This window comes from Enterococcus thailandicus (genome assembly GCF_001886265.1).
Lineage (GTDB): Bacteria > Bacillota > Bacilli > Lactobacillales > Enterococcaceae > Enterococcus_B > Enterococcus_B thailandicus.
On the sequence record NZ_JXLE01000012.1, the window covers coordinates 76,154 to 91,662 of the forward strand.

Sequence of the window (15,509 nt, forward strand, 5' to 3'; positions counted from 1 at the left end):
CGATAAAAATAGCTGAAAAAGTTAGAAAATTTTTTCAATTCAATATTTAATGTAGCATGGAATTTTCATTTTCACAATTGCTCTTAGCTATGTTTTGCTGTAAAGTTTTGTTAGGATAGTCTTGAAAGGGGAACGTTATGAAGAAAGAACGGACATTAAGAAGTATGCAGATGGAAGTGGATGAGTATATCCAGCAATTCAAGGTCGGTTATTTTTCCCCATTAGCTCAAATGGCACGCTTGACAGAAGAAGTCGGTGAGCTTGCGCGAGAAGTCAATCACTCTTATGGTGAAAAGGCGAAAAAGAAAACAGAGAAAGAAAATTCTGTCGCACAAGAGTTAGGTGATGTACTTTTTGTTACAATGATTATGGCTAATTCACTGGATATCGATTTGACAGAAATTTTCGAGAAAAATATGGAAAAATTCAATCAAAGAGATCGCTATCGTTTTGAGAGAAAAGATGGCCAAGTCGACGAAGGATAAACAGCCAATCAAAGAGAAATGCTAAAGAGGTAGAAAAAATGAAATTAGAACAATTACCGCTGGAGTACCAACGAGCGATTCCAGTTTTACAAAAATTAGAACATGCTGGGTATGAAGCTTACTTTGTAGGTGGAAGTGTTCGTGACATTTTATTGCATCAGGAAATTCATGATGTGGATATTGCAACGAGTGCGTTTCCACAAGAAATCAAAACGTTGTTCCCAAGAACGATTGATGTCGGTATTGAACACGGAACTGTTTTGGTGTTAGAAGAAGAGGAACAATATGAAATCACAACCTTTCGAACCGAATCAACTTACCAAGATTTTCGTCGCCCAGATAAAGTCGAATTTGTTCGTTCGCTTGAGGAAGATCTAAAGCGACGTGATTTTACAATCAATGCGTTTGCTTTAAAAGAAGATGGAAAGATTATCGACCTTTTTGATGGTTTAGATGATTTGCATAATCATGTTTTGCGAGCTGTAGGAAATCCTCATGAACGGTTTCATGAAGATGCATTACGAATGATGCGTGGGCTACGATTTGTCAGTCAACTGGGCTTTGAATTAGAACCAGAAACACTTGAAGCAATCAAAGAAAATCATGCTTTGCTGGAAAAAATCTCAGTGGAGCGAGTCAATATCGAATTTGTTAAAATGTTACTGGGAAAAAATCGTCAAGCAGGTTTGCGGGCATTTGTCGAAACCGAATGTTACATCTATTGTCCTGGTTTAAGTGGAAAAGGGGAAGCATTACTACGAATGGCTGATTTGCCAGAAATCCCCTTGAAAACAGAAAGCCAAGCATGGGCACTATTGCTAAATCAATTGGATTTATCTGGTTCAGCAGTCCGACCTTTTTTAAAAGAATGGAAGTGTTCCAATCAAATGATTAAAGAGGTGCAGGCACTGGTTCAAGGTTTGGATTTACGTCAAGAAGGACCATTGTTGCCAACAGCTCTTTATCAGTTAGGTGAAACAGCAGCTGTTCAAGTAGAAGAGCTGATGGTTTACTTTGAGAAAATGCCTGAGCTTGCGAAAGTGAGACAAGCTTATCAAGAACTTCCAATCAAATCGTTACGAGAATTAGCAATTGATGGAAAAATTTTACTAGCTACGATGGATCGAAAACCGGGTCAATGGGTCAGTGAGGCGCTACAATCAGCAGAAGAGGCTGTCATTAACCAAGTAGTGAAAAATGAGCGGGAAGCATTATTGACTTACGTGAAGGAGCAACTAAGTAACTAGAGTGTGAAGAGAGGAACCATGACAAAAAAGTATTTTTGTAGCTCCTCTTGTCCTAACAGATGTTGTTTCCAAAACAACTTATTAATCTAGCCTCTGTTCACTTCAAAAGTTTGAAAGCTATTTGATGTTTGCTCGCTATCTTTTCGGAGCTAAACGTTTTGCGCCACAACCTTAACTACGGTGTTCTCCAAGTAACTCCTCGAAATAGCTTGCAGCCACTTCAAAATATGAAAAGCTATTTTGAGTGCTTGCTCGCTATCTTTTCGGAGCTGAACGCTTGGAGCCACAACCTTTTCCACGGTGTTCCTCAAGCAACTCCTCGAAATAGCTTGCAGCCACTTCAAAATAAGTCTAAATTATTCAAAAAGTTAGGAAACAATNAGTCTAAATTATTCAAAAAGTTAGGAAACAATTTCTGAACATTTATTCTTATTTGTTGGAGCTGAGCACTTCGTGTACAATCTTTTTTGAACCATGAAAAAAGTTTTGGTTCGCACCATGTTCTGACTGATTTTTAGAACTTAAAATGTGACCACTTACATTTGTTATGCTAAACTTGTAGTGCAATGCTGATTATTATTTGGAAGAAGGAGATTTTTTATGAAAAAAGAAATGACAGCGCTAAAATTTTATTTCCGTAATGGAGAAACTTGGACGATTGATCGTCGTCATATCGGTGACTTATGGATCAAACAAATTACAACGAGTTTTGGACGAATCAATGGAAGTGAATTTGTTGAAATTCATCCATGTGCTGGATTTAAAATCGAAATTTTTCAAGAAGGCGATTCAGTTGCAACTCATGACATCAACTTGGGTGGCTTAGAAATGGGTATGTTTAGCCGTGCGTTAAAATATGAAGATATTGAACGAATGGAAATTTTGTATCGTAATGGTGCGCCTGACATGGTTTATTTCCCTTATATGGACAAAGGAACAGAAGGTTTGGATAATCAATATCAATCAACAAAAATTAGTGAACAAACTGGAAGCTTGTACATCGTAATCAATCCTGAACAGCGTGTAGAAGAAGTTTACGGTCAATTTTTCGAATAGAGAAAGTAGTAAAATGTATTTGTTTTTTTCCTCGATAACAATGGGGCGAAAAATGAATACATTTTTTGCTATGTTTACTTGTAAAATTGCTTGGTATAATGGAATGAAAACTTCATTTTCGTTTTCTGAAAAAACTTTTTAATTTTTTTGCGGAAAACTTGCTATCTTGCATCTTTTGGAATAGAATAGGGTCTTGAAAAATCATTGTAAACAGCAAACAGGGCAGTAGTAAAACAAAAGTTGAATTTAGAGAAAAGAGTTCATAGTTTTGCTATCAGATGTGCAGTTTGTATATAGGAGATCTAAAAAATGAGAGAGAGTTTTGAAAAACAAAAAAGACTGTTGCATGATCGCTATGGGGCATTTTCGATGGAAGATCGTCGTCGGATTCTTTGCTATTTACGAAAGAAAAATATTTTAACGTATCGTCAAATGGAACGTTTGAAGCATGAATTACTTCGTTTAGAATCAAAACGAGTACAGTGTGAATTAGATGGCAATGAAGTACAAGCTGAAGCTGTCGAAAGTAAGATTTTGAAAAAAAAGGAACAATTTTTAAAGGTACTTGCACAAAATAAAAAATAGAGGAGATGGGCCATGGAATTTGCTGAGTTAGTAATCATCTTTGCTGTAACGATTACTGCATCAAATATAGTCAGCCGCATCTTACCGGTAATACCAGCACCATTAATTCAAATATTTCTTGGAGTTATTTTAGGTCTAACTGAATGGGGAGAATCCATCAGCTTTGAACCAGAATTGTTTCTGGTGATGATTATTGCTCCTTTATTGTTTCGTGAAGGTGAAAAAGCAGATGTTACGTCGATTCTTAAAAATTTCGATACGATTTTATTTTTAGCCTTTGGTGGGGTCATTTTGACGTTACTTGGCGTAGGGATGACACTGTCATTTTTATTACCAAGTTTGCCCTTTGCTGCCTGTTTTGCTTTTGGTGCGGCACTTGGCCCGACAGATGCCGTTGCCGTTAGTTCATTATCAGGACGAGTGAATATTCCCAAAAAAGCTATGCATATCTTAGAAGGCGAAGGATTGCTAAATGACGCATCAGGTGTTACAGCCTTCCAATTTGCTTTAGCTGCATTGATTACAGGCTCTTTTTCTGCAGTAAATGCAGGGGTGAGTCTAGTGATCTCAAGTTTGGGTGGGGCACTTGTTGGTTTCTTGTTGGTTTGGGTTAAACGAAAAGTAATCAATATGATTGAAAAAGCTTCGGCTAGAGATGTAACAGGGTATTTATTAATCGAACTTTTGCTACCCTTTTTAGCTTATGTGTTAGCAGAAGTTTTTGGTGTTTCGGGAATTATTTCCGCGGTCGTTGCTGGAATATTACAAGCATCCAGTTTTCGGAAAATCACGATTTTTGATGCGGAGTTATCTAGTTTATCCAATAGCACTTGGACAACTGTGACATTTACGTTGAATGCACTCGTGTTTATTTTCTTAGGAATTGAATTGACGCAAGTCTTTTCTCCTGTTTGGGAAAATGGGTTATATTCTAACTGGATGTTGATTCTTGTCATTTTGTTGATCTCAGTTATGTTATTTGTTATTCGTTTTGTTTCAATTACAGCTTTTTATTTATTTAAAGGTGGTTTAACCAGATTTAAAGAGGAACTCAACGAAATTTTAATTTTAACCTTTGGTGGAGTTAAGGGAACAGTCAGTTTAGCAACGATTTTTATTTTGCCGCTAACAATTAATGGAATGGTCTTTCACCAACGATCATTGCTGTTGTTCTTAACTGCAGGAGTTATCTTGGTTACATTAGTTGTGGGGATACTCGCACTACCAATTTTAACTGAAGAACAAGAAATAAATGGAACAGATTTAAACGCACTGATGATTTTAGAAGAAGTTGTTGAAAGTTTGCGTCAAGAGGCAAAAGAATTACCGAAAAATTCGAAAGAGTATCTGGCAACAGAAGCTGTGATTGAAAATTATCAAGAGCGAATTCGAGAACTGTACTTTGAAGACTTAACGGAAGATGAAAAACAAGAAGTGCAAGAAATCCAAGCACTTATTTTATCGATTGAACGAGATGGCTTAGATGAAAGCTATCGTTCAGGAAAATTGACAGTCAATGGTTATCGTTTCTATTCACGATTTTTATCACGTTTTGAACGCTCAATCACAGGTGAGATTCTCTCATTCATCGGTTTTTGGCTATTATTTGTTCGTCGAGTGATTCGAATTATTTTACATCCAAAAATGTTTTGGGAACGTCGTAAAAGAGAACAACAAACAATTGTTACGAAAAAAGATATTAGTGATGTAAGAGATGTTTATCATAAAAACACGCAATTAATCATCGAAAGTTTGGATAACTTAACAGATGTGTATGGCGATGTGATGATTCAATTTTTTATTGAACAAAGAAAAGCGCAAGAAATGCGTATGATGTCGAAAAACTTTTTCTCTACGATGATGATTCAACAAGAAACTTTGTTTACGAAAAAAATGCTTCGAGGCTACTATTTAGAACGAAAAGTTGTTGATGAATACGAAGTTGCTGAAAAAATTACGACTTTTTCAGCGAATGATTATCGAAAAAATATCAATCTTTTAGAGTCCTATACAATGAACAAACCAGCTGATGCTTCACCTTTACGATTTGCGTATAGTCGAAAAAAGCGTGAGCTGCAAACGAAAAAATTGAAGCAACAGGTTCACGACAAATAATTGATGTAAGTAATGGCATTAAGCAAGCTTGAAAGAAAAATCATGGTGATTTTTCTTTCAAGTTTGCTTTTTTATTTTTGAAAACAGTTAAGTGAAAAAGTCTCATTATTCATATGGATTTTATGATACAATAACCGAGATAAGGAGGGGACAAGTTGAAAGAATTAAAAGTAACTGACCTCAAAAAAACTTACGGCGAAAAAGATTTGTTTAATCAAATTTCTTTTTTGATTCATGAAAAAGATCGGATTGGATTAATTGGAACGAATGGTACTGGTAAAACCAGTCTCTTAAATATCTTAGCCGGCATAGATAGTGGTGATGGTGATCGTCAAACAGTTTTTTATCCGACGAATTATCGAATAGGCTATTTGTCACAATCAACAGATTTTTCAGATGAGTTAACCGTTCTACAAGCAGTTTTCCAAGGAACAAGTCCACTCATTCGAACGGTACGTGCTTATGAAGAAGCTTTGTTACGTTTAAGTGCTAATGGGGATGATCCACTCGCACAAAAACAGTATGCACAAGCGGAAGAAGCAATGAATAAAGAAGACGCTTGGACAACAGATACCAATGCAAAAATTATTTTGCAAAAACTAGGTATCAGTGAATTAGACAAAAAAATCGGCGCACTTTCTGGTGGTCAAAAGAAACGCGTGAGCTTAGCTCAGGTCTTGATTGATGAACCAGATTTGTTATTGTTAGATGAACCAACAAACCATTTGGATTATGCAGCAATTGAATGGCTTGAATCATATTTGAAACAGTATCGTGGCGCATTGCTAATGGTTACCCATGATCGTTATTTCTTAGATCGAGTGACGAATCGAATCTTTGAGTTGGCATTTGGAGAGCTTCATGAATATAAAGGAAATTATGAAGCCTATGTTCTAGAAAAAGCGGAGCGAGATCGTGTAGAAGTCGAACAAGAAGAAAAACGTAAACGACTATATAAGCAAGAACTTTCTTGGATTCGCGCGGGTGTGCAAGCACGAGGAACAAAGCAGCAAGCCCGAATCAATCGCTTTGAAGATTTAAAAGAAAACTTGTATCAGGTAAACCAAGAAGCGGACCTTGAATTGAACATCGCAACACAGCGTCTTGGAAAAAAAGTTTTAGAAATCAAAGATGGCTATTATTCCATTAACAACCAAATTTTATTAGCTGATTTACAATTATTGATTCAAGCAAAAGAACGACTAGGAATTACTGGGAAAAATGGCGCCGGAAAATCCACCTTGTTAAATATTTTGGCAGGGCGAATGACTTTGGATAGTGGCACGTATTCTATTGGTGAAACAGTCCGATTAGCGTACTACACACAGGAAAACGAGGAAATGGCACCAGACCAACGAATGATTTCTTATTTGCAAGAAGCTGCAGAAGAAGTTAAAACTGCTGACGGTGCTCAAATCGGTGTAGCCGAATTATTGGAACGATTTTTATTCCCACGGTATATGCACGGTACTCGAATCGGCAAACTTTCTGGTGGAGAAAAACGACGTTTATATTTATTAAAACTCTTGATTCAGCAGCCAAATGTTTTATTATTAGATGAACCAACCAATGATTTAGACATTGCAACATTAACTATTTTAGAAGATTATTTTCGAACATTTCCAGGTGCAGTTATCACTGTGTCCCATGATCGTTATTTCTTAGACAAAGTAGTCGATAAGTTACTTGTTTTTCAAGGCAACGGCAAGCAAGAGCTTTTTTACGGAGATATGTCTGACTATTTACAAAAGCAAAAAGAAGAAGATAAAGTAGTCATTGCTAAAGCAAAGCCAAAAGCTACACCAAAAGACGAAGCCAAAAAGAAAAAGCTCTCTTACATGGAACAAAAAGAATGGGCAACCATTGAAGATGATATCGCAGAGTTGGAAAATAAACTGGATGAACTGCAAGAAGAAATGAACCATCAAGGAGATGACTTTACACGTCTCCAAGAATTACAAAAAGAAGTGAGTTTGACAGAAGGACAACTGGAAGAAAAAATGGCTCGCTGGGAGTATCTTAGTGAGTGGGCCGATAATTAGGAGGAGAATGAATGGAACAAGCTTATCTTGATTTAGGAAAAAAGTTGTTAGAAGAAGGAAACCAAAAAGGTGATCGAACAGGGACAGGTACGCTTAGTACTTTCGGCTATCAAATGCGCTTTGATTTACAAAAAGGCTTTCCTTTATTAACAACCAAAAGAGTCCCATTTGGTCTCATTAAAAGTGAGTTACTATGGTTTTTAAAAGGAGATACGAATATCCGTTATCTTTTAGAAAATAATAATCACATTTGGGATGAATGGGCGTTTGAACGCTACATCAAAAGTGAGGACTACACTGGTCCAGATATGACAGACTTTGGTCATCGAAGCTTAGTTGATGAAGCATTTAATGAACTTTATCAAGAACAAAGTAAACTATTTTGCGAAAAAATTATTAATGATCTAGAATTTGCAGCTGAATATGGCGACTTAGGTCATATTTACGGGTACCAATGGCGTCATTGGGAAACAAAAGATGGTCGTTTTATTGATCAGATTAAAGAAGTAATCGAAGCAATCAAAACAACACCAGATTCTCGACGTTTAATTGTTTCAGCGTGGAATCCTGAAGATGTTCCAAGTATGGCGTTACCTCCTTGCCATACCATGTTTCAGTTTTACGTCTTTGAAGGTCGTTTAAGTTGTCAATTATATCAACGAAGTGGTGATGTATTCTTAGGTGTTCCATTCAACATTGCTAGCTACGCGTTGCTTACTCATTTGATTGCACATGAAACAGGATTGGAAGTCGGAGAGTTTGTTCATACGCTAGGCGATGCGCATTTGTATTCTAATCACGTAGAACAAATGAAAGAACAGTTAAGTCGTGAAGTACGTGAGTTTCCAACATTAAGTCTGAATCCAGAAAAACAATCTGTATTCGATTTTGAAATGGATGATATCCAATTGGAAGGATACCAACCACATCCAGCAATTAAAGCACCGATTGCTGTGTAAGAAAGGATGAGAAGATGCTAGCTGCAATTTGGGCACAAGATGAAAATGGATTGATTGGTAAAAATGATCAACTTCCTTGGCGATTACCGAATGATTTGAAATTTTTTAAACAAACAACTGAATCAAATATTTTAGTAATGGGAAGAAAAACGTTTGAAGGTATGGGCAGTCGACCATTGCCAAATCGCCAAACAATTGTCCTTACGCATGATAAAAATTATCATGCAGAGGGCGTAACCATCATGCACGAGTTAGAAGAAGTCCTTGCTTTTGAAAAAGAAGCAGACGGAATCGTCTTTATCGCTGGTGGTGCTGCTATTTACCAAGAATTTTTACCTTACTGTAGTATATTGTATCGCACCGTGATTCAGCACGCATTTGAGGGTGATACTTATTTTCCTGCCGTTAATTGGGAAGACTGGTCACTAATCAATGTCAGCACAGGTGAAGTGAACGACTTCAATCCGTATGCACATCAATTTGAAACGTACCAACGAAACGAAAAATAATGTCGACAAGCAAATTTAATTTTGTTTGTACGCATAAAAAAAGAACTTTACGCGAATTAGGCGCAAAGTTCTTTTTTTTTACCTATTTTAAAAAATCAAGTGAAAAATAAAACAGAAAAGTACATAAAGCCTGCACCTAACATAACAAAAAGGTGCCATACGACGTGCATGAAGCGAACGGATTTCAAACTATAGAAGAAGGCACCCACTGTATAAGAAAGTCCACCTAAAACCATTAGCGAAATTCCTACTAAACCTAGTGAATGGTAAAGGGGAACTGCAGCAATCAAACAAAGCCAACCCATCACGATATAAATAAAGGTTGAAACTTTTGATACCGTTTCCTTTTTGTGTAAGGTTAGTGACTTATAGACGATTCCTGCAATCGCGAATACCCAAATCAAACCAAAAAGCGTCCAACCTAGCCAACCCTTAACACTTAGGAGGCAAAATGGTGTATAGCTTCCGGCAATCAATAGGAAAATGGAGCTATGATCAAAGACCTGAAAAACACCTTTTGCTTTGGTAAAAATCAATGAATGAAACAACGTTGAAGTTAAAAATAAAAGAATCATCATTGATCCGTAAATCGCATAAGTGACAACATGAAGGGGAGAATGAAGATGCGCGCCTTTGACGAGTAAAATGACTAAGCCCGCGATACTTAATCCAGCACCAATTCCGTGAGTGATCGCATTAAAAACTTCGTTGACAATCAAGTAACTGCGACTAAATTTTGTTTTTTCCATGAAAACGGCTCCTTTGTTTGACGTATTTAATGAAAAATCATTGTTTGTCTGTTATACTAAAAAAAGAAATTGCCTTGAATGTAAGTTTAACATGAATAAGGCAGCTGTTAAAGGAAGAGTGAGAAAACAATGACAAATGTAAAAATTGTAACAGATTCTTCTTGTACAATGGAAAAAGATGTACGAGACACTTTAAATATTCATGTCATGCCACTATCAGTAATGATTGATGGCGTTATGTATTCTGATGACGATCAGTTAGATGGAGAAACATTCATGCAGATGATGTCTACTGCTAAAGCTTTACCAAAAACGAGCCAACCACCAATTGGCGAATTTGTTTCATTATATGATGAATTGGGTAAAGATGGTAGCGAAATTATTTCCATTCACATGACAAAAGGATTAAGTGGAACTGTGGAAGCTGCGCGTCAAGCGAGCAATTTAACTAAAAGTAAAGTAACAGTTATTGATAGCGATACAACAGATCAAGGTTTGTCTTTCCAAGTCATTCAAGCAGCAAAATTAGCAAAAGAAGGCAAATCTTCAACTGAAATTTTAGCTGAAATCAAAAAAATTAGCGACAACACCAAATTATATATTGGAATTGCTACCTTAGATAACTTAGTCAAAGGTGGACGAATCAGTCGTGCGACAGGGCTGCTGTCAAGTATGTTGAATATTCGTGTGGTCATGAATTTTACTCATGGAGATTTGATTCCAGTTGCCAAGGGCCGAGGAAAGAAAACTTTTGACAAATGGTTTGATAGTTTGAAAAAAGAACTAAAAGAGTTACCTAATGTTAATCAAATTGCGATCTCCCACGCTGATGCAAAAGAATTAGCATTAGAGTTCAAAGAAGGTCTACAAGAACTATTTCCTGAAATGCATATCCCAGTTTTACAGACAAATCCAGTAATTGCTACACATGCGGGTAAAGGTGCTTTTGCGATCATGTATTATGTCGATTAACAACTTATAGAGTAAGAAAAGAACTAGTTGAGTGGCATGTTCATTTCACTAGTTCTTTTTGTGTGTATTTTTTGAAAAAAAGATAAATTCCTATGATTTGTTTCGAAAGACTACCTTTTTCAAATAACTTTTGATAAGATTAGACACAATTGAAGACAGAGGTGAGAAAATGAAATTACTCAAGAGATATGGATTATTTTTTATTCCAATCGTCATTGCAGTCATCGTTTTCGCTGGATTATCACTGAGTATTCCGAAAGCAGAACCCTTAGTAAAGCCATCAGTTGCGACTAAAAAAACGTCGAACATGAAAAGTAAACTTCATTATGTAGCGATTGGTGATTCTTTAACCGAGGGAGTGGGAGACCAAACCAAACAAGGAGGTTTTGTTCCGCTAGTTGCAAATGATTTACGAGAAGACTATCAGCTGAAGACTGTTGAAACAGAAAATTATGGTGTCAATGGCGAACGAAGTGACCAGATACTTAAGCGAGTGAAGGAAAAAGAAACAATTCAAACAAACATTAAGACCGCTGACATTATCACATTGACTGTGGGTGGAAATGATTTGATGAAGGTGATTCAAAATAATTTTTTTGGGTTAACAACACGATCTTTTAAAAAACCTTTAAAAAACTATCAAGAAAATGTGACTGAACTTTTAGCAGAGATCCGAGAGCTAAACCCAAATGCGCCTATCTATGTTCTAGGTATTTACAATCCTTTTTATTTGAACTTTCCAGAAATCACAGATATGCAAACGATTGTAGATAATTGGAATCAAGGAACAGAAGCCATGGTCAAAGAAACGGATCACTGCTATTTTATTCCAATCAACGATTTACTATATCAGGGGTTAGATCAAAAAGTTGGTGTAGCTGAAGAACAAACAAATACAACAGATAGTATGGCAGAAAGCTTGAATGATATAAAAAATAATGTTTTGTATGAAGAGGATCATTTTCATCCAAACAACTTGGGCTATCAATTGATGGCAAATGCAGTAAAAGAAAAATTAGTTGCAACCAAAGAACAGTGGCTGATAAAGGAGGGTGACAAATGACAGAATCAGAAAATCCAAAGAAATCAGAAGTAGAAGTGAAAGAACCCTTGAACGAAAAACAAAGTCAAGCATCGAATTATTGGCGAATGGCTTTCTTGATTCTATTAGGTGTCGTGGTTGGTATCACCATTTTTCTAGGCGTTCGAATTTTTTCGAGCCAACCTGAGTACAAAAACATGCCAGAAATTACGGCAATCGAAGGCGAACCAGTCCTGACAATTAATTCAAATAAAGAAAAAGTCAATCAGTTGATTAGTTTTTTCTTAAGTGATTTTCAAAAAGAAGGCGACATTGAGTATAAATTTTATTTAGAAAATGAAGCCATGTTAAATGGTCAGTTTGAAGTATTAGGTTTTCCAGTGAATTTTTATCTCTATTTTGAACCCTATGTTATGGAAAATGGAAACGTTCAGCTGAAAGCAAAAAGTTTATCCATCGGCACATTAAGTTTGCCAATCAAAGATGTGATGAACATGGTTAAACGTAATTATAATTTACCTAAATGGGTCGAGATTGATACGAAAGACTTAACAGTCATGCTTCGACTAGATAAATTTAGAATGCAAAATGGCATGTATATCAAAGCAGATAAAATAAATTTAGTAGACGATGATATTCGTTTTAGTCTATACTTACCCGCAAGTGAAGAAACAACAAAAGAAAGTTTAAATCAATAAGTGAAATCAAAATAGATAAATAAAAGGAGGGCTTTGATGGAACGTGCAATTTTTGCAGGTGGCTGCTTTTGGTGTATGATTCAGCCATTTGACAGTTTACCAGGTATCTACTCAATTATGTCAGGATATACTGGCGGACAACTGGCTAATCCAACCTATGAACAAGTGAAGAGCCAAACAACTGGCCATACAGAAGCAGTTGAAATCATTTATGATCCACAAGTGATTTCCTATCAAGAATTAGTCGAGCTTTATTGGGAACAAACCGATCCAACTGATGCGTTTGGACAGTTTGAAGACCGAGGAAGTAGTTATCGACCTGTCATTTTTTATTCAACAAAAGAGCAACAAACGATTGCAGAAAAAAGCAAACAACGCTTAGCTGAGAGTGGTCGTTTTACAGAAAAAATTGTGACGACCATTGAGCCAGCACAGCCATTTTATTTGGCTGAAGTTGATCATCAAGACTACTATAAAAAGAATCCAGAAAACTTTGCACGCAATCATGCAAGAAGAGCGGCTTTTGTCGAGAAAAATTGGGGGAATCATCAGTGAATCGAAGCTTTTACCATTATTTAATGACTCTTCGTGGACCAAATCAGCTAGATCAAGTGACTAAATTTGCAAATGAAGCAGGAAAAGATATTCAATTTCCAAAACATAGTTCAGACTATGAAGAACTCTCTGATTATTTGGAAATGAATGTGGACTATTTGACTTCCATGGATGTATTTGATGCGGCTTGGGAACAATATTTGGAAAACAATCATGCTTCTTAAGCTTTTGTTTGTCTTTGAAAAAAAGATTAATTTCATCTCTTAGTCGCAATTTGTTTGAAATTTTTCTATAATAAAAGCAGAACTACAAATGAGGGATGAATGTTGACAACAAAACAGAAGTGGACGAATCGTTTTTGGTTAGCTGTGAAATATTTACTGATTTCGATTTTTCTGGCATTTATTTTACGTGGCTTTCTTTTTATTCCAGTACCGGTTGAAGGAAATTCAATGGAAAATACGTTGAGTCAAGGAAATATGACGGTGATGGAGAAATTTACCGAGATCAAACGATTTGATGTCGTCGTTTTTCAATTGGCAGATGGCACGATTTATATCAAACGAGTGATTGGCTTACCAGGTGAAACGATCAGCTACCAAAATGATACATTACAAATCAATGGAAAAGATATCAAAGAACCATTTTTAAGTAAAAATATCCAATCAGATCATGAGACTGCACCGTATACGACCGATTTCACCTTGCAAGGATTGACTGGGGAAGAAAAATTAGCTGAAGATAATTATTTCGTAATGGGAGACAATCGACGAATTTCAAAAGACAGTCGTTCTTTTGGTACGATTTCTCGTGAAGATATCTTGGGTAAGGCACGTATGGTGTACTATCCTTTAAGTGAAATAAAGTGGATCAAGTAATAGAATATTTGAAAAAAGTCATTTAAACATGAAGGCAATTGAGTAAAATCAATTGCCTTTTTTTGTTTTTTTAAAATATAGCTAAAGTTATCTTTGGACAACTCACATCCGCTTGTGTTAACGTTTTCTTAGAGAGGTGAAATTTTTTTGTTTGTTGTTTTATCTTATCTTTTTTAGAGGAGGTGAAAATGGAAAAGAGAGCTGAAAGAATTTGTTTAAAAGAAAAAATAAAACAAAAAAGGAGAAAGAAAATGAAAAAGATGATTGGATTATTTTTTACTTTATTTTTATTGTTTCCTCAAGTAATGGTTCACGCAGATGAAGCAAGTCAAGCAGTTGACGCAAAAAGTAGTGAGAAAAACCAGCAAATGGAATATACAATTACTAGAAATATTATAGTAGGCTCATTTACTGAGGGTTGGGGAGTCGAGGGCATGAGAGTAACAGAAGATGCAATTGAATTTGATGTTAACATGGGAGATGATCTTTACCAGTGTGGGAACCCGATTGAGGTACAGACTTTATCCAGTGGACCAAGGGGTCAGTATCAAGTGGAGGGCAAACGAATTCTTCGTGAAAAGAAAAATGGGCAACGCTATTACACGATTCGATTTGACAAAAGCCAATACATAAATGGTTCTAATACAGTTATCCATATAAAGACAATTGTAGATTTTGACTTTGTTTACAACGAGCTGGTCATTAATCTAAATACAAAAATACCAGAAAATTACAATGACATACTTGTTTCGATTCAAAGCAAAATGGATAATTGGAAAGTTGTTGATTGGGATGAAACACATAACGTAGCTGTGAGTTGGAACAATGATGGGAATAGTAATCAAAAGTGGTATTTAAAATATCATGCAGCAAAAAATGCTTACAGTATCCATAGTTATAAACAAACTGCATATAGTTTGTTAGAAAATAGTGATAAAAAGGTTGGCGTCAAACCCAATGTTAGTAATAACGATAGTGCACTGTGGCAACTGATTTGGGAAAGTAGTCAAACCAACGGCGAAGCATTTTTCTTGAAGAACGTAAAAAGTGGACATGTAATGGATATTCAAAAAAGCAATCTAGATGGTGGAAATATCATCACCTTTAATAAGACAGGGACAGAAAATCAAAAATTTATTTTACATATTGAAGGCTACAAATAAAAGCGAATCAGTCTTTTATTTTTAATGAATGTGCTATTAGTAGATAAGAAAGAGGAAACACGTCATCTGTGTTTCCTCTTTCTTTAGATAGTTCCCTGCAAGATTATAAAAAATAAGAAGAAATCATCCCAAACTTGTGGGGGAATGGTATGGATTTCTTCTCGTATAGTAACTAACGAAGTGTATTTTTTGTTTCTACATTGCCATCCAAGAGGGTTCTAACATATTTCCATCTAGGTCTTGTACTTCAAGGCCAAACATTTGATCTTCTGGAATACCCATGTCCACATGATAATAAGACCCACCATTTTCTTTTGCTGTTTCGGCAAATTTTTTGACTGCTTCTGCATTAGGTAGACTGAAAGCAATCAGTGCGCCACTGGTTGTCTGTGCATCTGCAATTTTTCGGTCGTTGATAAATGTTGGTGTTAGTATTAAATCTTAGACAACTTTT

16 protein-coding genes and 1 pseudogene are annotated in these 15,509 nt (G+C 36.0%); 15 read left to right on the forward strand and 2 right to left on the reverse strand.

Annotated features, from left to right (window positions below; translation table 11 throughout):
* Positions 1-137 precede the first annotated feature (137 nt).
* The 8 genes from RV17_RS09370 (at position 138) to RV17_RS09405 (ending at position 8,998) form a co-directional block, all read left to right on the forward strand.
* Positions 138-485 (forward strand): nucleotide pyrophosphohydrolase, encoded by a 348-nt coding sequence (locus RV17_RS09370; protein WP_071869072.1) that lies wholly within the window; start codon positions 138-140, stop codon positions 483-485.
* Between the two features lie 38 nt (positions 486-523).
* Complete coding sequence (locus tag RV17_RS09375) at positions 524-1,732, forward strand: CCA tRNA nucleotidyltransferase (protein WP_067484946.1); 1,209 nt, start codon at positions 524-526, stop codon at positions 1,730-1,732.
* Positions 1,733-2,332: 600 nt separating this feature from the next.
* Positions 2,333-2,788 (forward strand): hypothetical protein, encoded by a 456-nt coding sequence (locus tag RV17_RS09380; protein WP_067484949.1) that lies wholly within the window; start codon positions 2,333-2,335, stop codon positions 2,786-2,788.
* 309 nt (positions 2,789-3,097) lie between these two features.
* Entirely contained in the window at positions 3,098-3,373 is a 276-nt protein-coding gene (locus RV17_RS09385) for a hypothetical protein (protein ID WP_067484952.1), read from the forward strand.
* A gap of 12 nt (positions 3,374-3,385) precedes the next feature.
* The gene (locus RV17_RS09390; RefSeq protein WP_067484955.1) at positions 3,386-5,488 is read left to right on the forward strand and encodes a cation:proton antiporter; all 2,103 of its coding nucleotides are present in this window, start codon (positions 3,386-3,388) and stop codon (positions 5,486-5,488) included.
* Between the two features lie 155 nt (positions 5,489-5,643).
* Positions 5,644-7,530: an ABC-F family ATP-binding cassette domain-containing protein gene (locus RV17_RS09395; RefSeq protein WP_071869073.1), complete on the forward strand. Its 1,887-nt coding sequence runs from the start codon at positions 5,644-5,646 to the stop codon at positions 7,528-7,530.
* An 11-nt stretch (positions 7,531-7,541) separates the two neighbouring features.
* Positions 7,542-8,489 (forward strand): thymidylate synthase, encoded by a 948-nt coding sequence (locus RV17_RS09400; protein WP_071869074.1) that lies wholly within the window; start codon positions 7,542-7,544, stop codon positions 8,487-8,489.
* A gap of 14 nt (positions 8,490-8,503) precedes the next feature.
* Positions 8,504-8,998 (forward strand): dihydrofolate reductase, encoded by a 495-nt coding sequence (locus RV17_RS09405; RefSeq protein WP_071869075.1) that lies wholly within the window; start codon positions 8,504-8,506, stop codon positions 8,996-8,998.
* Positions 8,999-9,093: 95 nt separating this feature from the next.
* Here the strand turns inward: RV17_RS09405 and trhA are convergent, their stop codons facing one another.
* Positions 9,094-9,747 carry a PAQR family membrane homeostasis protein TrhA gene (gene trhA / locus RV17_RS09410; protein WP_067484965.1) on the reverse strand — a complete coding sequence of 218 codons (654 nt, stop codon included), beginning with the start codon at positions 9,745-9,747 and terminating at the stop codon, positions 9,094-9,096.
* 129 nt (positions 9,748-9,876) lie between these two features.
* Here trhA and RV17_RS09415 point away from each other — a divergent pair, with 129 nt between their 5' ends.
* From RV17_RS09415 to RV17_RS09445, 7 genes are all read left to right on the forward strand, one after another.
* Positions 9,877-10,719: a DegV family protein gene (locus tag RV17_RS09415; protein ID WP_071869076.1), complete on the forward strand. Its 843-nt coding sequence runs from the start codon at positions 9,877-9,879 to the stop codon at positions 10,717-10,719.
* 169 nt (positions 10,720-10,888) lie between these two features.
* Positions 10,889-11,782 (forward strand): SGNH/GDSL hydrolase family protein, encoded by an 894-nt coding sequence (locus RV17_RS09420; RefSeq protein WP_067484969.1) that lies wholly within the window; start codon positions 10,889-10,891, stop codon positions 11,780-11,782.
* An 86-nt stretch (positions 11,783-11,868) separates the two neighbouring features.
* A complete protein-coding gene (locus RV17_RS09425) occupies positions 11,869-12,459 on the forward strand; it encodes a YpmS family protein (RefSeq protein ID WP_071869083.1) in 591 nt (196 codons plus the stop codon).
* 36 nt (positions 12,460-12,495) lie between these two features.
* Entirely contained in the window at positions 12,496-13,014 is a 519-nt protein-coding gene (gene msrA / locus RV17_RS09430) for a peptide-methionine (S)-S-oxide reductase MsrA (RefSeq protein WP_071869077.1), read from the forward strand.
* Positions 13,011-13,238, forward strand: coding sequence for a YozE family protein (locus RV17_RS09435; protein WP_071869078.1), 228 nt, complete (start codon positions 13,011-13,013; stop codon positions 13,236-13,238). The genes msrA and RV17_RS09435 overlap by 4 nt, the downstream gene beginning before the upstream one ends.
* 99 nt (positions 13,239-13,337) lie before the next feature.
* Positions 13,338-13,892 (forward strand): signal peptidase I, encoded by a 555-nt coding sequence (gene lepB / locus RV17_RS09440; protein ID WP_067484978.1) that lies wholly within the window; start codon positions 13,338-13,340, stop codon positions 13,890-13,892.
* 251 nt (positions 13,893-14,143) lie between these two features.
* Positions 14,144-15,055, forward strand: a complete 912-nt coding sequence (locus RV17_RS09445; RefSeq protein WP_143139936.1) for an RICIN domain-containing protein — start codon at positions 14,144-14,146, stop codon at positions 15,053-15,055.
* Positions 15,056-15,250: 195 nt separating this feature from the next.
* On the opposite strand, the pseudogene RV17_RS09450 reads toward RV17_RS09445, so the two are convergent.
* Positions 15,251-15,457: pseudogene (locus tag RV17_RS09450) on the reverse strand (VOC family protein); the annotation flags it as partial.
* Positions 15,458-15,509 lie beyond the last annotated feature (52 nt).